Below are 25606 nucleotides of genomic sequence, written 5' to 3'. Positions count from 1 at the left end.
CGTCACAATATACCGGCTTTGTGACAAATCGGCCTGATTTGCCCATACGACGGGCATCAGGCGCTATCAAAAAGATACTCTCCCATGCAGGTTTTCCGCGGCTTCCGACACCCGGGCGTAGCTCCGGCCTGCGCCCTCACGATCGGCAATTTCGACGGCGTCCACCGCGGCCACCAGGCCATGCTGGCGCTGTTGCAGACCGAGGCCCGCCATCGCGGGCTGCCCAGCTGCGTGCTGACCTTCGAGCCGCACCCGCGCGACTACTTCGCCGCCGTCACCAAGAAACCCGACCTGGCCCCGGCGCGCATCGGCACGCTGCGCGACAAGCTGACCGAGCTGGCGGCCTGCGGCGTCGACCAGACCATCGTGCTGCCTTTCGACGGCCGGCTGGCGTCCCAGTCGCCCGAGGCGTTCATCCAGAACGTGCTGATCGACGGCCTGGGCGCGCGCTACGTGCTGGTGGGCGACGACTTCCGCTTCGGCGCCAAGCGCGCGGGCGACTACGCCATGCTCGATGCCGCCGGTGAAGCCCAGGGCTTCGACGTCGCGCGTATGAACAGCTACGAGGTGCACGGCCTGCGCGTGTCCAGCTCGGCCGTGCGCGAGGCGCTGGCCGAAGGCCGCATGGCCGACGCCCACACCCTGCTGGGGCGCCCGTACACGATCTCGGGCCACGTGGTCCACGGCCGCAAGCTGGGCCGGGCGCTGGGCGCGTCGTCGCCGGGCAAGGACGACGGTTTTCGCACCCTCAACCTGCGCTTCAAGCACTGGAAACCAGCCGCCAACGGCATCTTCGCGGTGCTGGTGCACGGCCTGGCCGACCAGCCGCTGCCGGGTGTCGCGAACCTCGGCGTGCGACCCTCGCTGGACGCCAACGACGTCAACGCCGGGCGCGTGCTGCTGGAGACGCATTGCCTGGAGTGGCCCTCGCATCTGGGGGCCGAAGGGGCCTACGGTAAAATCGTGCGCGTGGAACTCCTGCACAAACTGCACGACGAATTGCGCTACACCAGCCTCGAAGCCCTCACTGCGGGCATCGCGAAGGATGGCCGCGACGCACGCGCGTTCTTCGCATCGACCCACGCCGAGACCCACCGCCAGACCACGCGCGACCGAATTTAGCCCTGCACGCCCCGTGCTGCCGCCCTTCGACAAGCTCAGGGCGAACGGCTATATCTTCCGCACCGACCGCTCAATGCAGTTCGGGCTGAGCCTGTCGAAGCCCCTCTGTTTCGCCGCACCCCACCATGTCTGACGCCGCTTCCCCCAAAGATTACCGTTCCACGCTGAACCTGCCCGACACCCCCTTCCCGATGCGCGGCGACCTGCCCAAGCGCGAACCGGGCTGGGTGAAGGAATGGAACGACGAAGGCCGCTACCACCGCCTGCGCGACGCCCGCCACGGCGCGCCCAAGTTCATCCTGCACGACGGCCCGCCTTACGCCAACGGCCAGATCCACATGGGCCACGCGGTGAACAAGATCCTCAAGGACATGATCACCAAGGCGCGCCAGCTCGAAGGCTTCGACGCGCTGTACGTGCCCGGCTGGGACTGCCACGGCCTGCCGATCGAGAATGCCATCGAAAAGCAGTTCGGCCGCAACCTCAGCCGCGACGAGATGCAGGCCAAGAGCCGCGCCTACGCCACGGAGCAGATCGCCCAGCAGATGGTCGACTTCCAGCGCCTGGGCGTGCTGGGCGAATGGGACCACCCCTACAAGACGATGGACTTCGCCAATGAAGCCGGCGAGCTGCGCGCGTTCAAGCGCGTGATCGAGCGCGGCTTCGTGTACCGGGGCCTCAAGCCCGTGTACTGGTGCTTCGACTGCGGCTCGTCGCTGGCCGAGTTCGAGATCGAATACGCCGACAAGAAGAGCCAGACCATCGACGTGGCCTTCAAGGCGCACGAGCGCGAGAAGGTGCTCAAGGCCTTCGGCACCGACCACACGATCCTGGGCGACATCTTTGCCGTGATCTGGACCACCACCGCGTGGACGATCCCCGCCAACCAGGCGATCAACCTCAACCCCGAGCTCGAGTACTCGCTGGTCGACACCGAGCGCGGCCTGCTGATCCTGGCCAACTCGCTGGTCGAGATGTGCATGACGCGCTACGCGCTCGACGGCAAGGTGCTGGCCACGGTCAAGGGCGAGGCGCTCGGCGGGCTCGAGTTCGAGCACCCGCTGTACGACGTGGATGCGGGCTACCAGCGCCTGTCGCCCATCTACCTGGCCGACTACGCCACCGCCACCGACGGCACCGGCCTCGTGCACTCGTCGCCTGCCTACGGCGTGGACGACTTCAACTCCTGCATCGCCCACGGCGTGGCGTACGACGACATCCTGAACCCGGTGCAGGGCAACGGCAGCTACGCGCCCGACTTTCCGCTGTTCGGCGGCCAGAACATCTGGAAGGCCGTGCCGGTCATCATCGCCGCGCTGCGCGACGCCAACCGGCTGCTGACCACCGAGACCATCACCCACAGCTACCCGCACTGCTGGCGCCACAAGACGCCGGTGATCTACCGCGCGGCCGCGCAGTGGTTCGTGCGCATGGACGAGGGCGAAGGCGTGTTCACGAAGGACAAGGCGCCCAAGACGCTGCGCCAGACCGCGCTCGACGCGATCGAACAGACCAGCTTCTACCCCGAGAACGGCAAGGCCCGCCTGCACGACATGATCGCCGGCCGGCCCGACTGGTGCATCAGCCGCCAGCGCAGCTGGGGCGTGCCGATCCCGTTCTTCCTGCACAAGGATTCGGGCGAGCTGCACCCGCGCACCATGGAAATCCTCGACCAGGCCGCCGACATCGTCGAGAAGGGCGGCATCGAGGCCTGGAGCCGCGTCACGGTCGAAGACATCCTGGGCGCCGAAGACGCACCGAGCTACACCAAGAGCACCGACATCCTCGAGGTGTGGTTCGACTCGGGCTCGACCTTCTCGCACGTGCTGCGCGGCACGCACCCCAACGTGCACCACGAGAGCGGCCCCGAGGCCGACCTGTACCTCGAAGGCCACGACCAGCACCGCGGGTGGTTCCACTCGTCGCTGCTGATCGCCTGCATGCTGGAAGACCGCGCACCGTACAAGGGCCTGCTCACGCACGGCTTCACGGTGGATGCCAAGGGCATCAAGATGAGCAAGTCGCTCAAGAACGGTATCGACCCGCAGGAAATCAGCAACAAGCTGGGCTCGGAAATCATCCGCCTGTGGGTGGCCGCGAGCGACTACTCGGGCGACATCGCGGGCGACGACAAGATCCTCGCGCGCGTCGTCGACGCCTACCGCCGCATCCGCAACACGCTGCGCTTCCTGCTCGCGAACACCAGCGACTTCGACATCGCGAAGGATGCCGTGCCGCTCGACCAGCTGTTCGAGATCGATCGCTACGCCATGTCGCGCGCGGCGCAGTTCCAGGCCGAGATCCTCGCGCACTACCAGGTGTACGAGTTCCATCCGGTGGTGGCCAAGCTGCAGATCTACTGCTCGGAAGACCTGGGCGGCTTCTACCTCGACATCCTGAAGGACCGCCTGTACACGACGGCCCCGGGCTCGCTCGCGCGCCGCAGCGCGCAGACCGCGCTGTGGCACATCTCGCAAGCCATGCTGCGCTGGATGGCGCCCTTCCTGAGCTTCACGGCCGAAGAGGCCTGGAAGATCGTGAGCACCGGCAAGGCCGGCGAGTCGATCTTCACGCAGACCTACAGCCAGTTCGCCGCACCCGACGAAGCACTGCTCGCCAAGTGGGGCCGCATCCGCGAGATCCGCGACGGCGTCAACAAGGACATCGAGGCGGTGCGCGCCGAAGGCAAGGTCGGCTCGTCGCTGCAGGCCAACCTGCAGCTGAACGCACCGGCCGACGACCTCGCGCTGCTGGGTTCGCTGGGCGACGACCTGAAGTTCGTGTTCATCGCCTCGGCCGTGGCGCTGGCGGCGGGCGACACCCTGTCGACCGTGGTCACGCCCAGCACCGCGCAGAAATGCGAACGCTGCTGGCACTACCGCGAGGACGTGGGCCAAGACCCGGCGCACCCGACCATCTGCGGCCGCTGCACGAGCAACCTGTTCGGCGCGGGCGAATCGCGCAGCGTGGCCTGATGGCGACCGCACGTTCCGCCTCGTCGGCCTCGCGTTCGCGCGGGGCCAGCATCTGGCCCTGGCTCGGGCTGGCGACGATCATCGTGATCATCGACCAGTTCACCAAGACGCTGATCCTGGGCTACTACAAGCTCGGCGATGCGACCTACGTGACGAGCTTCTTCAACGTCGTGCGCGCGCACAACACGGGCGCCGCCTTCTCGTTCCTGGCCGACCACTCGGGCTGGCAGCGCTGGTTCTTCACGGCCATCGGCGTGGCGGCGGCGATCTTCATCGTCTGGATGCTGAGGTCGCACGCGGGCCAGAAGCTCTTCTCGTTCGCGATGGCCTGCATCCTGGGCGGCGCCATCGGCAACGTGGTCGACCGCATGATGCACGGCTACGTCGTCGATTTCCTGAGCTTCCACTGGGGCAACTGGTACTTCCCGGCGTTCAATGCGGCGGACAGCGCCATCACGCTCGGGGCCATCTGCCTGATCGTCGACGAGATCCGGCGAGTCCGACGCGGCAAGTAAGCCAGTTCTAGACCAAAGGGGCCCACGGGCCCCTTTTTCTTTGGGCCGCACGCTGCGCCAGCGGCCCCGGGGTTCTCCCCACTTCCCTGCCCTGTCATCGCGAAGTCATACTGCGCCGGTCCAATGTAATCGATTACATGAACCCCACCACGGACCCCGCACGATGAGCATCCAAGCAGTAGCCGCCCAGGCCGGGGTCTCCGTGGCCACGGTCTCGCGCGCCTTCAATTTCCCCGACAAGGTGACGCCGGCCACGCGCGAACTGGTGGAGCGCGTGGCGCGCGAACTCAACTACCTGCCCAACGCCAGCGCCCGCACCCTGCGCACCCAGCGCAGCCGCACGCTCGGCGTGGTGCTGCCCACGCTGCTGAACCCGACCTTTGCCGAATGCCTGCAGGGCATCGCGCGCGCGGCCGTCGCGGGCGGCTACGCGATCCTGCCGGTCACCACGGGCTACCGGCTCGACGAGGAAGAGCGTGCCGTCCAGCTGCTGCTGGCGGGCAACGTCGACGGGCTGATCCTCGTGGTGTCGAACCCGTCCACCTCGGCCGCGCTGCAGCGCCTGCAGGCCGCCGGCGTGCCCTACGTGCTGGCCTACAACCGGCACGCCGACCATCCCTGCGTGTCGGTCGACAGCGAAGGTGCGGTGGCCGATGCAGTCACGCGGCTCGTGCTGCTGGGCCACCGCCGCATCGCGATGGTCAGCGGCACGCTGGCCGCCTCGGACCGCGCGCAGCAGCGCTACCGCGGCTACCAGCGCGGCATGGCCGAGGCCGGCCTTGAGGCGCCGCCGCTCGTCGAGGTGCCCTTCGTCGAGACCGCCGTCGATGCGCTGTGCGCCGAGCTGCGCCCGCGCAGCCGCCCCACGGCGCTGATGTGCTCGAACGACCTGCTCGCCATCCGCAGCATCCGCGCCGCGCACCTGAGCGGCCTTGCGGTGCCCGACGACCTCAGCGTGGTCGGCTTCGACGGCATCGCGCTCGGCGAAGACCTCACGCCCGCGCTCACCACCGTCGCGCAGCCCAACAGCGACATCGGCCGCCACAGCGTCGAGCTGCTGGTGCAGGCGATCGCCGGTGGCCGCGCGCTGCAGGCCGACGCGAGCCTGCTGCTGCTCCATGCCTTCCGAGACGGCGAGTCGTGCGCGAATGCGCGCGAAGACAACGACGCCGCACTGTCCTGACCTCACCACCCCTCCCAGGAGTTCTTCCATGTCCCTGCGCTTTCACCGCCTCGCCCGCCTCGGCGTGCTGGCCGCCGCCCTCGTCGCCGCCGGCGGCGCCATGGCCCAGACCGCCATTTGCTACAACTGCCCGACCGAATGGGCCGACTGGGGCACCCAGCTCAAGGCCATCAAGGCCAGGACCGGCATCACCGTGCCGGCCGACAACAAAAATTCGGGCCAGTCGCTCGCGCAGCTGGTCGCCGAAAAGGCCAGCCCCGTGGCCGACGTCACCTACCTCGGCGTGACCTTCGCGGTGCAGGCCGCGAAAGACGGCGTGGTCGAGCCCTACAAGCCGGCCGCCTGGAAGGACATTCCCGACGGCCTGAAGGACCCCGCAGGCAACTGGTTCACCATCCACTCGGGCACGCTCGGCTTCATGGTCAACGTCGACGCGCTCAAGGGCAAGCCGGTGCCCAAGTCGTGGGCCGACCTGCTCAAGCCCGAGTACAAGGGCCTCATCGGTTATCTCGACCCCGCCTCGGCCTTCGTGGGCTACGTGGGCGCCGTGGCCGTGAACCAGGCGCGCGGCGGCACGCTCGACAACTTCAAGCCGGCCATCGACTACTTCAAGGCGCTGCAGAAGAACGAGCCCATCGTGCCCAAGCAGACCTCGTACGCGCGCGTGCTGTCGGGCGAGATCGCGATCCTGCTCGACTACGACTTCAACGCCTACCGCGCCAAGTACAAGGACAAGGCCAACGTCGCCTTCGTCATCCCGAGCGAAGGCACGCTGGCCGTGCCCTACGTGATGAGCCTGGTCGCCAAGGCGCCGCACGCGGCCGATGCGAAGAAGGTGCTCGACTTCACGCTGTCCGACGAAGGCCAGGCGATCTGGGCCAAGGCCTACCTGCGTCCGGTGCGCGCCAGCGCGATGCCCAAGGAGATCGAGGCGCAGTTCCTGCCCGCGAGCGACTACGCCCGTGCCAAGACCGTCGACTACGCCCGCATGGCCGACGCGCAGCGTGGCTTCTCCGACCAGTACCTGAAGGAAGTGCGCTGACCCGGCGCCGCGCGCGATGACACGCAGCACCACCACCTCCTCCAACGCCTGGAACCCGCGCTGGCGATTGCTGGCCTGCGTCGCGCCGGCGGCCGTCTTCTTCGCGGCCTTCTGGCTGCTGCCGGTGGTGCGCCTGCTCGCGCTGCCGGCCGACAAGAGCGCCGCCACCTACTTCGCGGTGCTGACCGATGCGCGCTACCTGCAAAGCATGGCCAACACCGTCGCGCTGTCGGTGGCGGTGACGCTGGCCACGCTGGTGCTGGGCGCGGCGGTGGGCATCTACCTCGCGCGCCATGCATTCCCCGGCAAGCGCATGCTGCTGTCGCTGCTCACGCTGCCGCTGTCGTTCCCGGGCGTGATCATCGGCTTCTTCGTGATCCTGCTCGGCGGGCGCCAGGGCGTGGTGGCCGACCTGAGCGACGCGCTGGTCGGCGAGCGCATCACCTTCGCCTACGGCCTGCTCGGGCTGTTCCTGGCCTACCTGTATTTCTCGCTGCCTCGCGCCATCGCCACCTACGCCGCGGCGGCCGAGTCGATGAACACACAGCTCGAAGAGGCGGCGCGTTCGCTCGGCGCCTCGAAGCTGCGCGTGGCGCGCGACGTGTGGATGCCAGAGCTGGCGCCCACCACGCTGGCCTGCGGCGCCATTTTGTTCGCCACCTCGATGGGCGCCTTCGGCACGGCCTTCACGCTGGCCAGCAAGTTCGAGGTGATCCCCATCACCATCTACAACGAGTTCACCAACTACGCCAACTTCGCGCTCGCCGCGTCGCTGTCGATCTCGCTGGGTGTCGTGACCTGGCTGGTGCTCTTCGTGGCGCGCCGCTTCGGCGCCAACCCGGTCGCCCGATGATGATGAAGACCCCTTCGCAACCCCGCGCCCCTTTCCTGCTCGCCATCACGGTGATCGTGAGCCTCTTCATGATCGCGCCGATGCTGCTGTCGGTGATGGCCGGCCTCGTCAACAACTACAGCGCGGGCCTGAAGAGCGGCCTCACGCTGCGCTGGCTCGGCGAGGTGTGGGAGAACTACGGCGGCACCGTCGGCTGGTCGCTCGCGCTGGCCGTGGCCTGCGTCGTGTGCACCGTGCTGATCGGCGTGCCCTGCGCCTACACGCTGGCGCGCAGCCGTTCGCGCGCGGCGCGCATCTTCGAGGAGCTGCTGACCTTGCCGGTCGCGGTGCCGGGCCTGGCGACGGCGCTCGCGCTCATCCTCGCCTACGGCCAGCTCACGGCCTTCCGCCAGAGCTTCGCCTTCATCCTCGTGGGCCACATCGTCTTCACGCTGCCCTTCATGGTGCGCACCGTGAGCTCGGCCTTCCAGCGCGACGACCTGCTCGCGCTCGAGGAGGCCGCGCGCTCGCTGGGCGCGAACTTCCGCCAGCGCTTCATGGGCATCCTGGTGCCCGCCGTGTTCCCCGCCATCGTGGCCGGCAGCCTGATGGTGTTCACGCTGTCGGTGGGCGAGTTCAACCTCACCTGGATGCTGCACACGCCGCTCACGCGCACGCTGCCCGTGGGCCTGGCCGACAGCTACGCCTCGATGCGCATCGAGATCGGATCGGCCTACACGCTGGTCTTTTTCGCAGTGATCCTCCCCGTGCTGTGGGGCCTGCAGTACCTTGCCAACCTGATGCAGAAACGCCATGGAACTTGAACGCATCCCCGTCGACATCTCGAACTGCGCGAAGACGTATGCCGACGGCACGCGCGGCCTGCAGCCCACCAATCTCAAGGTCGAGGCCGGCGAGGTGCTCGCGCTGCTCGGCCCCTCGGGCTGCGGCAAGACCACGCTGCTGCGCCTCATCGCCGGGCTGGAAGCGCCCGACGACGGCAGCCGCATCGTCTTCGGCGACCAGGACGTCACGCAGCGCCCGGTCGAGCACCGCGGCGTGGGCATGGTGTTCCAGAGCTACGCCCTGTTTCCGCAGATGACGGTGGCGGCCAACATCGGCTACGGCCTGCGCATCCGCGGCGTGTCGCCCGAGGAAGAGAAACGCGCCGTGGGCGAACTGGTCGACCTCGTGCGACTGGGCGGCCTGGAGAACAAGCGCCCCGCCGAGCTCTCGGGCGGCCAGCGCCAGCGCGTGGCCCTGGCGCGCGCCGTGGCCGTGCGCCCGCGCGTGCTGCTGCTCGACGAGCCGCTGGCCGCGCTCGACGCCAAGCTCAAGGAATCGCTGCGCGACGAACTCGCCGAGCTGCTGCGCCGCCTGCACATCACGGCCATCCACGTCACGCACGACCAGCAGGAGGCACTGGCCATCGCCGACCGGCTCGCTGTGATGCGCGCCGGGTGCATCGTGCAGGTCGGGCGCGGCGAAGACCTGTACCGCGCGCCCGCGCACCCCTTCGTGGCCGAGTTCCTGGGCCGGGTCAACCGGCTGGAACGCGCGGCCGACGCCATCGCACAGGGCGTTGTCCGACTCGGAGGGTCGTCGCTGCCCTGCCCCGCCCCCTGGCAGCAGCATGCGACGCTGCTGGTGCGGCCCGAAGACATCGAGGTCGGCGCGCCCCCGCCCGGCGAGGCGCCCGGCTGGGGCCGCGCCACGGTCGAACGCCGCACCTTCCTCGGCGACCGCGTGCAGCTGCACCTGCGCCTGCAGGACCAGCCCCTGCTGGTGGCCGACGTGGGGCGCGACAACCCCTTCGGACCGGGCGACGCGGTGGGCCTGCGCATCCCGGCCGACCGCCTGATGACCTCGCAGGAAACCCGCGCATGACCACGACGACGAACCCCAACACCTTCCTGGTCCAGCTGACCGACCTGCACATCCGCGAGCCCGGCCGGCTGGCCTACGGCCGCATCGACACGGCGCCGTACCTCGCGCGCGCCGTGCAGTCGGTGCTCGCGCTGCGCCAGCCGCCCGACGCGGTGGTGATCACCGGCGACCTGACCGACTTCGGCCGCGCCGCCGAGTACGACCACCTGGCCGCCCTGCTCGCGCCGCTGACGATGCCCGTCTACCTGCTGCCCGGCAACCACGACGACCGCGACCAGCTGCGCCGCAGCTTCCCGGGCCACGCCTACCTGGGCACGGGCGCCGACACGCACGGCTTCGTGCAGTACTCGGTGCGTGTGGGCGACCTGCGGCTGCTCACGCTCGACACCTGCGTGCCCGGCGCCAGCCACGGCACGCTGTGCGAGCGGCGCCTGGCCTGGCTCGAAGCCCAGCTCGACGCCTGCCGCCACGAGCCCGTGGTGGTCGCCATGCACCACCCGCCCTTCGAGACGCTGATCGGCCACATGGACGAGATCGGCCTGCTCGAGGGCGCCGACGCGCTCGAAGCCCTGCTGCGCCGCTACACGAACGTCGAGCGCGTGGTCTGCGGCCACCTGCACCGCGCCATCGACGTGCGCTTCGGCGGCACCATCGCCTCGACCTCGCCGGCGCAGGCGCACCAGGTCTGCCTCGACCTGGCGCCCGACGCCGCTTCGTCCTGGACGCTGGAGCCGCCCGCCTTCCGCGTGCACGCCTGGTCCGCGGCCGGGCGCCGGCTCGTCACCCACCTGGCGGCTTCCGGCAGCTTCGAAGGCCCTTATCCTTTCCACGACAACGGGGCCCTGATCGACTGAAGCGTCTACTTGTGGAAAATGGGGCTGAAACGAATCAAAACGAAAACAAGAGAAAGGTCAGACCCCGCCCTCCATGAAGCACCTTCTGAATCTGCTTGCGGCCGTCGCCCTGCTGGTGTGGGGCACGCACCTCGTGCGCACCGGCGTGCTGCGCGTCTTCGGCGCCAACCTGCGCAAGATCCTCGTGCAGAGCATGCGCAACCGCTTCACGGCCGCGCTCTCGGGCATCGGCGTCACGGCGCTCGTGCAGTCGAGCACGGCCACGTCGCTCATGACCTCCTCGTTCGTCGGGCAGGGCCTGGTCACGCTGCCGGCGGCGCTGGCGGTGATGCGGGGCGCCGACGTGGGCACGGCGCTGATCTCGGTGCTGTTCTCGGCCGACCTCTCGTGGCTCTCGCCGATGTTCATCTTCGTGGGCGTGGTGCTGTTCATCACGCGCTCGGCCACCGTGGCGGGGCGCGTGGGGCGGGTGCTGATCGGGTTGGGGCTGATGCTGCTGGCGCTGCAGCTGGTGGTCGCGGCCACCGAGCCGCTGTTCTCGTCGCCGGCCGTGCGGGCGCTGCTGGCGTCCATCACCAGCGATGTGCTGTTGGAGATCACGCTCGGCGCCGCGCTGGCCATCGTGGCGTACTCGAGCCTTGCGGTGGTGCTGCTGGTGGCGGCCATGGCGAGCTCGAACGTGGTGCCGCTCGACGTCGCGCTGGGCCTGGTGCTCGGCGCCAACCTCGGCAGCGGCCTGCTGGCGGTGCTGACCACCGCGCGCTCGGCGGTGTCGGTGCGGCAGGTGACGGTGGGCAACCTGCTGTTCAAGGCGCTGGGCGTGGCGCTGGTCACGCCGTTCGTGGGACTGTGGGTGCGCTACGTGCAGCCCCAGCTGCCGAACCAGACGCACGGCGTGGTGCTGTTCCACCTGGCGTTCAACATCGTGATCAGCGTCGGCTTCATCGGTCTCACGCAGTGGGTCGCCAAGCTGGTGACGCGCATGCTGCCCGTGCCGCCGCAGCCGGTGGGCACGAGCCGGCCGCACCACCTCGATCCTTCGGCGCTGTCGACGCCTTCTCTGGCCATTTCGAACGCGGCGCGCGAGGCGCTGCACCAGGCGGACATCGTGGAGACGATGCTCATCGGCACGCTCGATGTGATCCGCAACAACGACCTGCGGCTGGCGCAGGAGCTGCGGCAACTCGATGACACGGTGGACGAGCTGTACTCGGCGATCAAGTACTACATGACGCGCATCTCGCGCGAGGCGCTGGGCGAGGAGGAAAGCCGACGGTGGACGGACATCATCAGCTTCACGATCAACATGGAGCAGATCGGGGACATCATCGAGCGGGTGATCATTGATATCGAGGACAAGAAGATCAAGCCGCAGCGCAACTTTTCAGCTGCGGGGATGGCGGAGATCGTGGAGCTGCATGAGCGGTTGATTGCGAATCTGCGGTTGAGCATGAGTGTGTTCTTGAACGGCAATGTTCGGGATGCGCAGAAGCTGCTTGAAGAGAAGGCGCGGTTTCGGGATCTGGAGCGGGCCTACGCCACTACCCATCTGGATCGGTTGTCGGATCGGACTACTTTGAGCATCGAGACGAGTTCTCTGCACATTGATCTGATCAGTGATTTGAAGCGGATCAATTCGCATATCTGTTCTATTGCTTATCCGATTCTTGAATCTGCCGGGGCCTTGGCGCCGAGCCGGCTTCGTGAATCTCGGCTCGGGAAAATCGAAGGCTGATCGTTTTGTTTCCCGAGGCCGGGTCTCGCCCCGGCGGGCGACTCACTTTCTTTTGCTTCGCCAAAAGAAAGTAAGCAAAGAAAAGGCGACCCTGCTGTCTGCGTCCCTCCGCTTCGCTGCGGGCAACCTGCGGTGCTCACGTTTCGCGGGGTCTCGCCCAAACTCGCTTCGCTCAAACAAGGGCGAGCCCTGATCCGCGAAACGCTGCGCTCCTCGGCGCATACAGAAGGGGTGGGGAACCTCACAGGCCTTTGCTTCGCTCGGCCTGGGAACACCGCAAGGCTCTGCCTCGTTTACCAGAAGTCTCCTAAAAGGCCGGCAATGCTCGGGGCTCCGAAGGAGTTCGACATGACCATTGTTCTGCAGCAAAGCGCGGTCGCCGCGTCGCTCGGGGTGCAACAACTCGCCACCGCGTTCAGTCCGGCGTTTTCGCACCTGCGCATTCTTCGCAACCTCATCATCCCGATGCCCTCCGGTTGCGCGGTGCCCACGGCGCGCATCGATGCGGTGATCGTGTGCGAGACGGGGGTGTACCTGTTCGAGATCAAGGCCTGGCGCAACGCGTTCGTCTACCGCAAGAAGTCCGACGAGGCGCCGCCGCGCTGGTTCTTGCGGCTGCATGGCTGCACGCGGGCGCGTGAGGTGAAGGACCCCGCCTGGCAAGGCGGGCGCAAGACGACGCAGCTGCGCAGCCTGCTGCCGGACGACCTGCGGCTGCAGTACTTCGTGCTGCTGCCGTGCGAAGGCGTGGAGCTGGAGGGTGTGATGCCGGCTGCCGTGATCACGCAGCAGGACCTGCCGTACATCGCACGCCTGGTGCGCAACAACGGGCGCACGGCGCGCACGTATCCGCTGCTGGACGCGCAGGCGGTCGATCGCACGGTGCAGCGGCTGCTGGAGATCCAGGGCGACCTGTCGCTGGAGACGCATGCGCAGAACTGCCGCGAACGCATCGAACGGCCTGCGGTGACGTGGCCGGCGGTGAACGCGATGGGGTTGCAGTAACGACTGCTCACCACCCGGCCCTGCGCGCGGGAGGGCGTCCCACATTCCTCCGACATTGGTGAAGACCATGCCGTGATGACGAATCCTCCCAAGTCCCTCGCGGCCCTTGCCGCGCTGTGCCTCGCGATGGTGGCCTGCCCGGCGCAGGCCGTCGACCCGTTCACCGTGCAGGACATCCGCCTCGAAGGCCTGCAGCGCGTCGAAGCGGGCACGGTGTTCGCGACCCTCGGCCTGAAGGCCGGCGACATGTACAGCGACGACCGCGGCAGCGCGGCGATCCGCGCGCTGTTCGACCTCGGACTGTTCAAGGACGTGCGCATCGACGTGAATGGCCAGGTGCTCGTGGTCATCGTCGAAGAGCGCCCCACCGTGGCCGATGTCGACTTCGCGGGCACCAAGGAGTTCGACAAGGCGGCACTGCAGAAGGCGCTGCGCGACATCGGTCTGGCCGAAGGCCGGCCCTTCGACAAGGCGCTGGCCGACCGTGCGGAGCAGGAGCTCAAGCGCCAGTACATCGGCCGCAGCCTCTACAACGCGCAGGTGGTCACCACCGTGACGCCGCTGGAGCGCAACCGCGTCAACCTCACGTTCAGCGTGACCGAGGGCGAGCCGGCGCGCATCACGCGGGTGCGCGTGGTGGGCCAGCAGGCTTTCGATGAACGCACGCTGCTCGACCTGTTCGACCAGGACAGCGGCGGCTGGCTGGCGTGGTACACGAAGTCGAACCAGTACGCACGCACCAAGTTCGACGCCGACCTGGAAACGCTGCGCGCGTTCTACCTGACGCGCGGGTACCTCGAGTTCCGCATCGAGTCGACGCAGGTCGCGATCTCGCCCGACCGGCAGACGCTGGAGCTCACGGTGAACATCAGCGAGGGCGAGAAGTTCGCGGTGGCGGGCGTGAAGCTGGCAGGCAACTACCTGGGGCGCGAGGACGAGTTCAAGTCGCTCGTCACCGTGCGCCCCGGCGCGCCCTACAACGGCGAGGACGTGGCGGCCACCACCAAGGCCTTCGCCGACCACTTCGGCACCTTCGGCTACGCCTTCGCGCGCGTGAAAAGCGAGCCCGAGATCGACCGCGCCCGGCGCCGCGTCGTGATGGTGCTGAACGCCGAGCCCGGGCGGCGCGCCTATGTGCGGCGGCTGAACATCGGCGGCAATGCGCGCACGCGCGACGAGGTGATCCGGCGCGAGTTCCGCCAGTACGAAGGCGCCTGGTACGACGGCACGAAGATCAGGCTGTCGCGCGACCGCGTCGACCGCCTGGGCTTCTTCACCGACGTGAACGTCGAGACCGCCGAAGTGCCGGGCAGCAACGACCAGGTCGACCTGAACGTCACCGTGGCCGAGAAGCCCACGGGCTCGCTGCAACTGGGCGCGGGCTACTCGTCGACCGACAAGATTTCGCTGAGCTTCGGCATCACGCAGGAGAACGTGTTCGGCTCGGGCAACTACCTGGGGCTGCAGGTCAACACCAGCTCGTACAACCGCTCGGTGTCGCTCACGGCCACCGACCCGTACTTCACGAAGGACGGCATCTCGCGCACCTTCAACCTGTTCCACACCACCACGCGGCCCTACTACGAGGCCGACGGCAACTACAAGCTCGCGAGCGACGGCGGCTCAGTGCGCTTCGGGCTGCCGGTGAACGAGCTGGACACGGTGTACCTGGGCATCGGCGTCGAACGTTATTCGTTCACGCCGGGCACCAACGGTTCGTACACGCTGGTCAACGGCTCGTACGTCTACACGGCCACGCCGCAGGCCTACCTCGACTACTTCCAGTGCACCGGCACCGCGCCGAGCGTGGTGTGCGCGGGCAGGAACGTGGTGGGCATCCCGGCCACCGTGGGCTGGTCGCGCGACGACCGCGACAGCGCGCTGGTGCCCACGCGCGGGCGCCTGCAAAGCGCCAACCTCGAGCTGGGCGTGGGCAGCGAGCTGCGCTACCTGAAGACCAACTACCAGTACCAGCAGTACGTGCCCCTGTCCAGGCAGTACACGCTGGCCTTCAACGGCCAGCTCGGCTATGCGAAGGCGCTGGGCGGCAGCAGCTTCCCGATCTTCAAGAACTTCTATGCGGGCGGGCTGGGCTCGATCCGCGGCTTCGAGCAGAACTCGCTGGGCCCCACCGACGCGGTCACCGGCGGTTCGCTGGGCGGCACGCGCAAGGCGATCTTCAACATGGAGCTGACCACGCCCTTCCCCGGCGCGGGCAACGACAAGTCGCTGCGCCTGTACACCTTCTTCGATGCGGGCAACGTGTTCGCCGAACGCACGGCCAGCATGACCGACGCGCAATGGAAGGCGCAGAACCGCCTGCGCGCCTCGGCCGGCCTGGGCATCAGCTGGATCTCGCCGCTGGGCCCGCTGCGCCTGGCGTACGCGGTGCCGATCGCCTACCAGAAGGAGGACACGGCCAACGGCATCGCGGCCGACCGCACGCAGCGCTTCCAATTCCAGATCGGCACGTCCTTCTGAACCGGCCCGCACGCCCCATGAGCCGCATCCTGCTGGTGGAAGACGGACGCGACATTGCGTCGTTGCTGCTGGGCCCGCTGCAGCGCGCGGGCCACGAGGTGGAGCAGTTGGGCGACGGCGCCGCCGCACTTGAGCGCATCCTGCACGCGCCGCCGGCGCTCACGCTGCTCGACGTGGTGCTGCCGCGCATCGACGGGTTGCAGGTGATCGCGCAGGTGCGCGCGCGCAGCGACCACCCGATCATCGTGCTGACGGCGCGCGCGCACGAGGCGGACCGGCTGCGCGGCTTCGACCTGGGCGCCGACGACTATGTCTGCAAGCCCTTCTCGCCGCGCGAGGTGGTGGCGCGCGTGCACACGGTGCTGCGCCGGCGCGCGCCGCCCGACCTGAGCGTGGGCATGGCCTCGCCGGCCGTGGCCTTCGACAGCGCGCTGGGCCATGCCTGGCTGGAGGGCCGGGCCCTGGCGCTCACGCGCCGCGAGCTGCTGTTGCTGCGTGCGCTGTCGCGCGAACCGGGCCGCGTGTTCACGCGCGCCAGGCTGCTCGAAGCGGCCTTCCCCGAGGCGCTCGACGTGAACGAGCGCGCGGTCGACGGGCACATCAAGAACCTGCGGCGCAAGCTCGCGGCCGTGTCGCCCTCGCACGGCTGGATCCGCTCGGTCTACGGCGTGGGGTTCAGCTTCGCGCAGCGACCGGGCTGAGGGCCGGCCCGGCCTTGCATGCGCCGTGGCCGCGCGGCCCGCGGCCTTCGCTGCCCCTTTGCATGATCGGCGCCAGCGTCGACAGGCTGGCGTGGCGCACGGCCGCCTGCCGTGCCTCCGCGCAGGCGCCGCGTGCCGCGACGCCGATGCCCAGCGCCAGGCTGCACAAGGCCAGGCCGCCCGCGCAGGTGTGGGCCAGCGCGCGCACCGCGGCGCGCGGCGTCATCCGCCAATCGGCAGGCGCGGCGGGCGGGAGCGGCATGCGCAACACCGCTCAGCCTTCCGTGCGCGGCGGCACCAGCGCGCGGATGCGGGCGAGGCCCTCGGGCGTGCGCGGCCGCATCGGCCGCACGCCGCCCGCTGGCATGGGCCCCTTGCCGGGCGGCGGCGGGCGCTCGGTCACCGGGCGCGCGGCGGGGTCGACCACCAGCGTGAGCAGCGCGACGTAGCGCCGCCCTTCTTCGCGCACCGCGCCCAGCACCGTGTCGCCGGCCCGCAGCGCGATGCCGTCGGCGCTGTTGAGCGTGTCGCGCAGCCGCGCGCGCTGGTAGCTGGAGACCTGCGTGTAGAGGAACTCGCTGAGCGCATCGGGCAGGAAGAACTGCGTCGTGAGCACGGCGCGCTCGCGGTGGTGCACCTTGACGTGGATGTGGGTGGTGCGCCCCGCGTACCAGCCCGGGTAGAGCGTGGCGAACACGGCCTGACCGTCGCGGTCGGTGCGCTGGCTGCCGCGCAGGAAGGCCTGGCCCTCGAAGCCGCGCGTGCGGTCGTCGCCCTGCCCGCCGAAGCCCGAGTAGTTGCCCTGCGCGTCGCAGTGCCACAGGTCGGTGCGCAGGCCGCGCAGCGGGCGCCCGGCGGCATCGAGCACACGCAAACGCACATCGAGCGGCACGCCCTCGCGGCCGTCGGTCAGGTCGGTGCGGAAGTTCGCGAGGTCCAGGTAGTACGGGCCCTCGGTGGTCTGGGCGGTCAGCGGGAGCTTCTGCGGTGCGGCAGCCGCTGGTGCTGACGCTGCCAGACCCGCCGCGCCGATCGCGGCCAGCAGGCCCCGGCGCCCGATCGCTTCACCGGCCATGGGCAGCCTCCTTTCCGGCAGGCGCTCGCACGCCCGAAGCCCGGGCCTCGGCCCAGAGCACGAGCAGCGTCCACGCATGCGCGACGACCCAGAACAACGCGGCCAGCAGGAACAGCAGCAGGTCGGTGTCGGCGTCGCCCGGGGGCGTGGACGGCGGCGCGGCGTGCCCCGGCGAGGCCCAGGCGAGCGCGGCGGCGGCCAGTGCGCGGAAGGCGAAGGTGGGAGGGGCGCGGTGCGTGTCCGGTGTCATGGCGGGCATCGTGCGATCCGAATCGGGAGAAATGTGGGAGAGGCACGCAAGGACGCGTCTCCCAGATTCCTCCCCAATCGGGCGCCATGATCGGCGGCTTGCCCATGCCATCCCCGCCCCCGAAACGCATGCCGCAGAATGCGGCCATGCCCCCGCCGCCGAGCCCATGCCGCGCCTGACCCTCTCCCGCAAGATCTTCCTGGCCCTGGCCGCCCTGCTGATCGTGCTGCTGCTGAGCTTCGTGGGCTTCTCGATCGTCGCGCTGCAGCGGGGCCTGGGCGCCTACGTGGCCGAGATCGAGATCCGCCGCATGGACTGGCTCTCGCAGCTCCTGCTGAAGCACTACACCGCCAACGGCGACTGGAAGAAGCTGCGCGACAACGACGACGCCTGGCACCGCCTGCAGCTGGGCCAGTCGGCGATGGTGATCGACGGCGCCGCCACGCCCGACGACCGGCGGCTGCCGCCCTGGTACGAGCGCCGTGCGCCCGGCACACCGGGCGACGGCGCGCCGCCGGCGGAACCGTCCAGCGGGCTCTCGCCCACCGCCCCGCCGCCGCAGCTCGACCTGCTGCCCCGCCGCTTCCTGATGCCGCCCCCGGGCTTCTTCCCCGGCCTGGCCGGCCCGCCCGACTCGATCTTTCGCCGCCTCGCCGTGCTCGATGCCCACGGCGCGCTCGTGGTCGGCGCGACCATCGACCCGGAGAACGCCGCGCGCCGGCCGATCCGCCACGGGCGCACCGTCGTCGGCTACCTCGCGCTCGCGCCGATGCAGGGCCTGGAGAGCGAGGCCGACCGCGCCTTTCTCGCCCGGCAGTCCGGCGTGATCGCGCTCACCGGGCTGTGTGGCCTGGCCTTTGCGCTGGTGCTGTCGTGGCTGCTGGCGCGCCGCTGGTTCCAGCCCATCGACGCGCTCACGCAGGCCGCACAGGACGTGGCGCGCGGGCGGCTCTCGACGCGCGTGGCGGTCCACGGCTCGGACGAGCTCGCGCTGCTGGGCAAGACCTTCAACGACATGGCGCAGCGCCTGGACACGGCCGAGGCCTCGCGCCGTGCCTGGCTGGCCGACGCGGCGCACGAGCTGCGCACGCCGCTGGCCGCCATGCGCGCGGAGATCGAGGCGCTGCAGGACGGCGTGCGCAGCTTCGACGAACGCACCGCGCTGCGCATGCACCGGCAGGTGATCCGCCTCGGCCAGCTGGTCGACGACCTGCGCAGCAGCATGCGCGAGCCCCAGAGCGACCTGCTGAAGGCGCCGGTGTACCCGCTGTCGCTGCTGAAGGAGGCGCTCGACCACACGCGCGACCGCTTCGCGAAGCGCGGCATCGCGCTCGACCGCGACGCCCTCGACCGCATCGCCGCCTCGGCCCAGCCGGTGATCGACGGCGACGCGCACCGGCTGCACCAGGTCTTCATGAACCTGCTGGAGAACACGCTGGCCTACACCGACGCCGGCGGCCAGCTGCGCATCGGCGTGAGCGTCGAAGGCGCATGGACCGGCAATTGCCTCACGCTGGTGTTCGACGACAGCGCACCGGGCGTGCCCGAGGAAGAGATTCCGCGCCTCTTCGACCGCCTGTTCCGCGGCGAGACCTCGCGCAGCCGCGCGCTGGGCGGCTCCGGCCTGGGCCTGTCGATCTGCCGCGCGACCCTCGAGGCGCACGGCGGCAGCATCGAGGCGGCGCCCTCGCCGCTGGGCGGGCTGCGCATGACGATCACCCTTCCGCTGGCGGCTTCCGCATGACACGCATCGTGATCGTCGAGGACGAACTCGACATCGCCTCCGTGGTGCAGGACTACCTGCGCCACGCCGGCTACGACACCGAGCACTTCGCCGATGGGCAGAGCGCACTCGAACGCATCGTCGCCGCGCCGCCCGACCTCACGCTGCTCGACATCATGCTGCCGCGCCTCGATGGCATCGAGGTGCTGCGCCGCGCGCGGGAGCACACGGCGCACCCGATCATCATGCTCACCGCGCGCATCGAGGAGGTCGACCGCCTGCTCGGCCTGGAGCTGGGCGCCGACGACTACGTGTGCAAGCCCTTCTCGCCGCGCGAGCTGGTGGCACGCGTGCGCGCCGTGCTGCGCCGCACCGCGCCGGCCGTGGCCGCACAGGGCGCGCCGGACGATGCGCCCGGCCTCGTGCTCGACGACGTGCACTGGCGCGCCTCGCTCGACGGCACGCCGCTGAACCTTACGCGCCGCGAGTTCGGGCTGCTGCAGGTGCTGTCGCGGCACCCGGGCCGCATCTTCTCGCGCGCCCGGCTGCTGGAGCTGGCCTACGACGACACGGTGGACGTGACCGAGCGCGCCATCGACAGCCACGTGAAGAACCTGCGCCGCAAGCTCGGCGCGGTGACGCCCGCGCACGACTGGATTCGGTCGGTGTATGGCGTGGGCTTCGCGTGGGAAGCGCCGCCGCCGGCCTGAGCGGCCAGGCTAGTTTTGTCGAGGGGCTGCCGCGCGAATTTGCGTCGCCGTCTTCGCCCAGGTCTTCTCCAGCATCCGCGAAAGATAGGACGCCGACTCCCAGCCGACCTGCAGCGCGATGGACAGCACCGAGTCCCGCGTGGTCTGCAACAGGTACACGGCCCGTTCGATGCGCTGGCGCTGCAGGAACTCCAGCGGCGAGATGCCGTGCTTCGCGCGGAAGACCCGCTCCACCTGCCGGCGCGACAGCCGGTGCTGTTGCGCGAAGGCGTCGAGCGACAGGGGTTGCGCCAGATCGCGCAGCATCGTTTCGGCCAGCAGCTCGGCCACCCACAGCGCCGGCGAGGCGTCGCCCTCCGACAACGGGTTGGCGCTCAGGCGCGCGGCCTCCATCACGAGCGCGCCGCACAGCACGTAGTTCTCGCTGTCGCCCGCGCGGGTCGATTCGAACATCCGCTGCGACAGGGCGCCCAGCGCGGTGCTGCCAGCGCGCATGCCTTGCGGGGGCCGCACGACGCCCTGTGCCTGCAAGGCCGTGGCCCACAGCGCCGGGTCGACGTAGACCGCGACATGGCTCTGGCCGGCGGTGAGCGTGGTCGTCGAATGCGCGCTACCCGCCGCGAACCAGACGAAGTGGCCGGGCCCGAGGCGCTGCGCCTCGCCCTGCGCATCGCCCACGCTGAAGCGGCCTGCGATGGGTACGAACAGCATGTCGCAATCGTGCACGTGCGCGTCGGTGGCGTAGTGGTCGCGGGTGTTGGCGACCATCGTCGCCTGGTGAGACAGCCGTTCGACGAACAGCGATTGGCGGGGCGGCGGGTGGCTGGAAGTCAGTGGCATGGCCATTCCTTGTCGCAATCGAAGCCGCGCATGTCGCAATCGGGCGCACGCGTTGGCGCGCGCTCCACAGAATCGGAAGGACCACTCCTGCAAGAAGACCCCATGACTACTCAACCTCTGCGCCGCGCGCTCCTGGGCCTGGCCGCCGCCGGTGCCCTGTACGGGCCGACCGCCTCGTGGCCGGCCTCCGATCCGGCCTACCCGGTGAAGCCGATCACCATCATCGTACCCTTCCCCGCCGGCGGCGGAACGGACGTGATCTTCCGTTCGGTGCAGCTGCGGCTGCAGGCTGCGCTCGGTGTGTCGGTCATCATCGACAACCGCTCCGGCGCGGGCGGCACCGTGGGCACGGGCTTCGGCGCGAAGGCGAACCCCGACGGCTACACGCTGGTGGCCAGCACCACGACCACCATCGCCTCGGCCGATGCGGTGTACCCCAAGCTCCCGTACGACCCCCTCAAGGACCTGGTGCCGATCGGCACCATCGGCACCACGCCTTTCGTGCTGGTGGTCACGCCCGCGCTGGCGGCGCGCACGGTGAAGGACTTCGTCGGCTACGCCAAGGCCAACCCGCAGGCGCTCAACTACGGCAGCATCGGCAACGGCAGCCTGAGCCACCTGGCGGGCGAACTCTTCAAGCAGCGCACCGGCATCGAGATGACGCACGTGCCCTACCGCGGTGCCGCGCCCGCGCAGGCCGACCTGATGGCAGGCCAGATCCAGGCGCTGTTCGACAACCCGCCCGCGCTGCTGGCGCAGGTGCGCGGCGGCCGCATGCGCGCGCTGGCCATCAGTGAACCGTCGGCGGGTTTCGCCGACCTGCCGACCTTCGAGGCGGCCGGCATCAAGGACTTCAAACCGCAGCTCTGGTACGGCCTGATGGCACCGGCCGCCACGCCACAGCCGGTGGTGCAGCGGTTGCGCGCCGCGCTCGACACCGCGATGAAAGACCCGGCCCTGCGCACCGACATGCTGGCCAAGGGCGTGACGCCGTGGAGCGTGCGGCCCGAGGTGTTCGAGGAGCACATCCGCAACGACATCAAGCTCTGGGGCGGCATTGCGCGCTCGGTCAACGCGAGGGCTGATTGACGATGGCTGCGATTTTTTCTGCGCCCGGTTGCCGGAACATCCGCGTGTTCGTCGGCCCCGATCCATCCGTCGGCGGCAACCCCGCGCCGGTCTGGCTCGATGCCGACGCGCTCTCCACCGCGCAGATGCAGGCGCACACCCGGCTCAGCGGTCATGAGTCCGTCTTCGTGCTGAAGCCGACCACACCGGCGCACCGGTTGCGCATGCGCTACTTCGTGCCGAAGCACGAGATGGAAATGTGCGGCCACGCCACGGTCGGCGCGCTGTGGCTGCTGCACCGGCGCGGCGAATGGGACGGTGCGCCCGTCGCGATCGAAACGCTCAGCGGCACCGTCACGGGCCGGCGCGTCGATGGCACGGTGCAGGTCAGCCAGCCGCGCGCCACGGTGGAAGAGGTGACGCAACAGCGGCTGGTCGAAGACATCGCGCAGTGCCTGGGCATCGAGGTCGGGCAGATCGTGGGGCCGGTGCTCAACGCCGCCACCAGCCGGGTCAAGACGCTGGTTCGCCTGGCCGACACCGCGCAGCTGCACGCCTTGCGCGTCGACTTCGCACGCGTCGAATCGCTGTGCGAACGTCTCGGGTCCACCGGGCTGTATCCCTATGCCATGTCACGGGACGAGACCGACACGGTCAACGCACGGCAATTTCCCAAATCTTCCGGCTACCCGGAAGACGCCGCCACGGGCATCGCCGCCGCCGCGCTGGCCTGGGGCCTGCGCCACCTCAAGCTGGTCGGCCACGAGGCGCTGTCAGTGACCGTGCGGCAGGGAGAAGCAATGGGTTCGCCCTCCGCGATCCACGTGGGATTGCCATCGGATGCGAACACGCAGGAAGGTTGCTGGGTCGGCGGCGAGGCCTGCGATGCGCAACCCGAAGACTTTCTGCTCGACCGGCTGTGCCCACCTGAAGTGGCGCGGGCCAAGCCATCGGGTACTTACGCCACATTCGCGAGGGCCGGCAGTCTGCTGCACACGAGCGGCGTGGTGGCGCGCGAGAACGGCCAGGTGATCACAGGCCGGCTCGACGGCCCCGACGATGTGCCGCGCGGTCAGCGGGCCGCAGTGGCTTGCGTCGGCGCCCTGCTGCGCGCGGCACAAGACGAGCTCGGCAGCCTCTCGCGCGTCGTGCGCGTCGTGGCACTGAACGGCTACCTCCAGGCTTGCGGCGACTTCAAGGACCACGCCCAGGTGATGGACGCGGCCTCGGCGGCGCTGCAACAGATCTTCCCCGATGCCCCCCAGCCGGTCCGCACCACCGTGGGCGTCGCATCACTGCCTCGCGGTGGCGTGGTCGAGGTGTCGATAGTGCTCGAGACGCGCGACTAGGCCCTGCCCTTGCCGGTTTTTTCCGCGCACGGCATCGCAGCGTGCCCGCTCGTCACCACCGCCGAGGTGGCGGGCCGCTTCAGCCCCAGCGCGCCTTCGAGCATCCGCAGGATGGTCTCGCGGGCCAGGTCGAAGTCGGCCGGCTCCAGCGCCTGCTTGCCGAGCAGCATCCGCATCTGCCAGGCGAAGTCGGCGTAGGTCTGCGTCATCGCCCACAGCGTGAACAGCAGGTGCGGCACGGGCAGCGGCGCCACGTCGCCATTGGCCATCCAGCGGTTCAACACGGCCGCTTCGGCGCGGAAGGCCGGCACCAGCTTGGCCTCGATGTCGTCGGCGCATTGCGGCGCCTGCGAAATGATTTCCTGCGCGAACAGCCGCGAGCCCGAAGGGTGGTCGTACGAGAACTGCAGCTTCTGCGTGACGTAGCGCTCCAGCGCGGCATGCGGGTCGAGGTCGGCGTCGGCCAGGCTGTTGAGGTTCGACAGCCACGAGTCGAGCACGTCGTTGAACACGCGGCTGTACAGCGCCTTCTTCGAGGGGAAGTAGTACAGCAGGCTCTGCTTGGAGATGCCCGCGTCGGCCGCGATGTCGTCGACCGACACGCCGCCGTAGCCGTGCAGGGCAAAGCGCTCCTGCGCCACCGCGAGGATGGCGCTCTCGAGGTTCTGGCGGCGGGCCTGGCGCTTCACGGCGGGAGGACGCGCCGCAGTTCGCAGGGGTGGCGCAGCGCTCATGGGTTTTTCATCCGCGCCAGGAAGCGCACCAGTCGCTCGTCGCCGCAGTGCGCGACGTTGAAGCGGTACCAGGCAAAGGGCTGCGGCATGTCGCCGAAATCGGTCGCGGCCGCGAGCGGCAAGCCCTGCTTGCGCGCCTCCTGCAGCACCGCATCGCTCGATGGACGAGGCTCACAGCCGGGCGGCCAGCCTGCGCAGAGAAAGGGACCGCCATCGGGCACGCACAGCGCCTGCAGGCCCGCGCCGGTCAACAGCGACAGCGTGCGCTCACCGGCGATCTTCAGCGCGGTGTTGAGCTTCTGCAGGAAGCGCGGATAGCCGGCATCGGCCAGCACCTCGCAGGCGACGCGCTCCTCGAACTCGCTCGGGCCGAGCGTGGTGTGCAGGCAGCGCAAGGCCGCATCGTCGACCCAATGCTGCGGCAGCAGCACATGTGCAAGCCGCAGCTTGGCCGAGAGCGTGGTGGACACGCCACCGACCTGCGCCACGCGCTGCAGCCCGTCCATCGCGGCAAGGCTGGGCGCCTGCAACGGCGAGAGCCCGCGCCAGGTGTCGAGCTCGATCACGCGCAGGTCGTGCCGCTCGGCCGCCTGCAGCGCCTGGTGCGCGCCCTGCGGGCTCATGCACACGCCCAGCGGATTGGAAACTGCCGTCGACAGGAACAGCAGGCGCTGGCGGCTTGCCGCAGGCAACATCGCGGCATGGCTGTCGAGCGCGGCGATGTCGAGGCAACCGCCGCGCCGTGGCACTTCGAGCATGCGACGGCCCAGCGTGCGGATCAGGCTGCGCAGCTGGCGCGGTGCGGGCGACTCGACCAGCACCGCGTCGCCGGGTTCGGTCCAGGCCTGCAGCAAGCACATCGTGGCGCCCAGGCTGCCGGCTGCCGTCATGACCTGCTGCGGGCCCAGTGCGGGCAATTCGGCGCGATGGCGCGCGGCGATCAGTTCGCGCAGGCGCGGCAGGCCGAAACCCTGGCGCGTGCCGCTGTCCCATTCGGGGGCCGAGCGCGCCACGCGGCGCATGGCTTCACGCACCAGGTCATCGCCCCGGTATTCGGCGGGTGGCGGGCGGTCGTGGGCCGTGGCGGTGTCGGTCATGCGCGGCACCGCATCGGCGTCGTCGGTTGCCACGCGCGACGGCCGATGCAGCACGTAGTAGCCGCTGCCCGGCCGGGAGGCCAGCACCGAGCGCGCGCGCAAGGCGCTGTACGACTCGGTGACGGTGAAGGTGCTGATGCCCAGCTTGCCGGCCAGCGCGCGCACCGAAGGCATCTTGGTGCCGGGCGCCAGGCGCCCATCGATGACGCGCAACTCGACGCCCACCACGAGGCGCTGCGCCAGCCCGAGGCCGGGCGCGGCTTCGTCCATGTCGCCCATCAGGCCCTGCATCCAACCGGCACCGGCCGGCGCCGGCTGGCGCAGCGCCGATGCGTTGCTTGAACTCTGCATCACCGGGTCTCCTTGAGAAACGCATGCGGCCTGTCTGGACAGGGTTTGCCCTGGGCAACTGTGCTGGGGAGTGCACC

At 69.5% G+C, this 25606-nt stretch carries 23 protein-coding genes; 17 read left to right on the top strand and 6 right to left on the bottom strand.

Going from position 1 to position 25606, the window contains the following annotated elements:
• The first annotated feature begins 84 nt into the window (after positions 1-84).
• The 13 genes from AC07OX_RS16920 to AC07OX_RS16860 all read left to right on the top strand — a co-directional run bounded on the left by AC07OX_RS16920 (position 85) and on the right by AC07OX_RS16860 (position 16332).
• On the top strand, positions 85-1122 hold the full coding sequence (locus AC07OX_RS16920) for a bifunctional riboflavin kinase/FAD synthetase (protein WP_495261114.1): 1038 nt from the start codon (positions 85-87) through the stop codon (positions 1120-1122).
• Between the two features lie 125 nt (positions 1123-1247).
• Positions 1248-4097 (top strand): isoleucine--tRNA ligase, encoded by a 2850-nt coding sequence (gene ileS / locus AC07OX_RS16915; protein WP_495261115.1) that lies wholly within the window; start codon positions 1248-1250, stop codon positions 4095-4097.
• Positions 4097-4612 (top strand): signal peptidase II, encoded by a 516-nt coding sequence (gene lspA, locus AC07OX_RS16910; RefSeq protein WP_062480914.1) that lies wholly within the window; start codon positions 4097-4099, stop codon positions 4610-4612. Before ileS ends, lspA begins: the two co-directional genes overlap by 1 nt.
• A gap of 163 nt (positions 4613-4775) precedes the next feature.
• On the top strand, positions 4776-5795 hold the full coding sequence (locus tag AC07OX_RS16905; protein ID WP_495261116.1) for a LacI family DNA-binding transcriptional regulator: 1020 nt from the start codon (positions 4776-4778) through the stop codon (positions 5793-5795).
• Positions 5796-5823: 28 nt separating this feature from the next.
• Complete coding sequence (locus AC07OX_RS16900; protein WP_495261117.1) at positions 5824-6837, top strand: ABC transporter substrate-binding protein; 1014 nt, start codon at positions 5824-5826, stop codon at positions 6835-6837.
• 16 nt (positions 6838-6853) lie between these two features.
• Complete coding sequence (locus AC07OX_RS16895; protein WP_495261118.1) at positions 6854-7690, top strand: ABC transporter permease; 837 nt, start codon at positions 6854-6856, stop codon at positions 7688-7690.
• Positions 7691-7692: 2 nt separating this feature from the next.
• A complete protein-coding gene (locus AC07OX_RS16890) occupies positions 7693-8493 on the top strand; it encodes an ABC transporter permease (RefSeq protein ID WP_062480906.1) in 801 nt (266 codons plus the stop codon).
• On the top strand, positions 8483-9556 hold the full coding sequence (locus tag AC07OX_RS16885; protein ID WP_495261119.1) for an ABC transporter ATP-binding protein: 1074 nt from the start codon (positions 8483-8485) through the stop codon (positions 9554-9556). The genes AC07OX_RS16890 and AC07OX_RS16885 overlap by 11 nt, the downstream gene beginning before the upstream one ends.
• The gene (locus AC07OX_RS16880) at positions 9553-10410 is read left to right on the top strand and encodes a phosphodiesterase (RefSeq protein WP_495261120.1); all 858 of its coding nucleotides are present in this window, start codon (positions 9553-9555) and stop codon (positions 10408-10410) included. The genes AC07OX_RS16885 and AC07OX_RS16880 overlap by 4 nt, the downstream gene beginning before the upstream one ends.
• A gap of 73 nt (positions 10411-10483) precedes the next feature.
• A complete protein-coding gene (locus AC07OX_RS16875) occupies positions 10484-12145 on the top strand; it encodes a Na/Pi cotransporter family protein (protein ID WP_489057835.1) in 1662 nt (553 codons plus the stop codon).
• Positions 12146-12493: 348 nt separating this feature from the next.
• Positions 12494-13150 carry a nuclease-related domain-containing protein gene (locus tag AC07OX_RS16870; protein ID WP_495261121.1) on the top strand — a complete coding sequence of 219 codons (657 nt, stop codon included), beginning with the start codon at positions 12494-12496 and terminating at the stop codon, positions 13148-13150.
• A 75-nt stretch (positions 13151-13225) separates the two neighbouring features.
• Positions 13226-15631: an outer membrane protein assembly factor BamA gene (bamA, locus tag AC07OX_RS16865; RefSeq protein ID WP_495261122.1), complete on the top strand. Its 2406-nt coding sequence runs from the start codon at positions 13226-13228 to the stop codon at positions 15629-15631.
• Positions 15632-15648: 17 nt separating this feature from the next.
• Positions 15649-16332 (top strand): response regulator, encoded by a 684-nt coding sequence (locus tag AC07OX_RS16860; RefSeq protein WP_492738051.1) that lies wholly within the window; start codon positions 15649-15651, stop codon positions 16330-16332.
• On the opposite strand, the gene AC07OX_RS16855 is transcribed toward AC07OX_RS16860, so the two are convergent.
• The 3 genes from AC07OX_RS16855 to AC07OX_RS16845 are packed head-to-tail and all read right to left on the bottom strand — an operon-like array spanning position 16307 to position 17657.
• Positions 16307-16594 (bottom strand): hypothetical protein, encoded by a 288-nt coding sequence (locus tag AC07OX_RS16855; protein ID WP_495261123.1) that lies wholly within the window; start codon positions 16592-16594, stop codon positions 16307-16309. The two genes, AC07OX_RS16860 and AC07OX_RS16855, sit on opposite strands and share 26 nt — an antisense overlap.
• Positions 16595-16606: 12 nt before the next feature.
• The gene (locus AC07OX_RS16850; RefSeq protein WP_495261124.1) at positions 16607-17407 is read right to left on the bottom strand and encodes a dioxygenase family protein; all 801 of its coding nucleotides are present in this window, start codon (positions 17405-17407) and stop codon (positions 16607-16609) included.
• The gene (locus AC07OX_RS16845) at positions 17397-17657 is read right to left on the bottom strand and encodes a hypothetical protein (protein WP_495263269.1); all 261 of its coding nucleotides are present in this window, start codon (positions 17655-17657) and stop codon (positions 17397-17399) included. The genes AC07OX_RS16850 and AC07OX_RS16845 overlap by 11 nt, the downstream gene beginning before the upstream one ends.
• 166 nt (positions 17658-17823) lie before the next feature.
• Here AC07OX_RS16845 and AC07OX_RS16840 point away from each other — a divergent pair, with 166 nt between their 5' ends.
• Positions 17824-19401, top strand: a complete 1578-nt coding sequence (locus tag AC07OX_RS16840; RefSeq protein WP_495261126.1) for an ATP-binding protein — start codon at positions 17824-17826, stop codon at positions 19399-19401.
• Positions 19398-20090, top strand: a complete 693-nt coding sequence (locus AC07OX_RS16835; RefSeq protein ID WP_139702570.1) for a response regulator — start codon at positions 19398-19400, stop codon at positions 20088-20090. The genes AC07OX_RS16840 and AC07OX_RS16835 overlap by 4 nt, the downstream gene beginning before the upstream one ends.
• Positions 20091-20099: 9 nt before the next feature.
• Here the strand turns inward: AC07OX_RS16835 and AC07OX_RS16830 are convergent, their stop codons facing one another.
• Entirely contained in the window at positions 20100-20930 is an 831-nt protein-coding gene (locus tag AC07OX_RS16830; RefSeq protein WP_495261127.1) for a helix-turn-helix domain-containing protein, read from the bottom strand.
• Between the two features lie 102 nt (positions 20931-21032).
• On the opposite strand from AC07OX_RS16830, the gene AC07OX_RS16825 reads away from it, so the two are divergent.
• Together AC07OX_RS16825 and AC07OX_RS16820 are read left to right on the top strand one after the other, a co-directional pair.
• Positions 21033-22019 (top strand): Bug family tripartite tricarboxylate transporter substrate binding protein, encoded by a 987-nt coding sequence (locus AC07OX_RS16825; RefSeq protein WP_495261128.1) that lies wholly within the window; start codon positions 21033-21035, stop codon positions 22017-22019.
• Between the two features lie 2 nt (positions 22020-22021).
• On the top strand, positions 22022-23347 hold the full coding sequence (locus tag AC07OX_RS16820; protein ID WP_495261129.1) for a PhzF family phenazine biosynthesis isomerase: 1326 nt from the start codon (positions 22022-22024) through the stop codon (positions 23345-23347).
• Here the strand turns inward: AC07OX_RS16820 and AC07OX_RS16815 are convergent.
• Together AC07OX_RS16815 and AC07OX_RS16810 are read right to left on the bottom strand one after the other, a co-directional pair.
• A complete protein-coding gene (locus AC07OX_RS16815) occupies positions 23344-24081 on the bottom strand; it encodes a TetR family transcriptional regulator C-terminal domain-containing protein (protein WP_495261130.1) in 738 nt (245 codons plus the stop codon). The two genes, AC07OX_RS16820 and AC07OX_RS16815, sit on opposite strands and share 4 nt — an antisense overlap.
• On the bottom strand, positions 24078-25529 hold the full coding sequence (locus tag AC07OX_RS16810) for an aminotransferase-like domain-containing protein (RefSeq protein WP_495261131.1): 1452 nt from the start codon (positions 25527-25529) through the stop codon (positions 24078-24080). The genes AC07OX_RS16815 and AC07OX_RS16810 overlap by 4 nt, the downstream gene beginning before the upstream one ends.
• Between the last annotated feature and the right edge of the window lie 77 nt (positions 25530-25606).

This window comes from Variovorax sp. GW821-FHT09D07 (assembly GCF_059416345.1).
The sequence above is the reverse complement of the archived record's forward strand: the minus strand, read 5'-3'. Positions and strand labels throughout refer to the sequence as shown.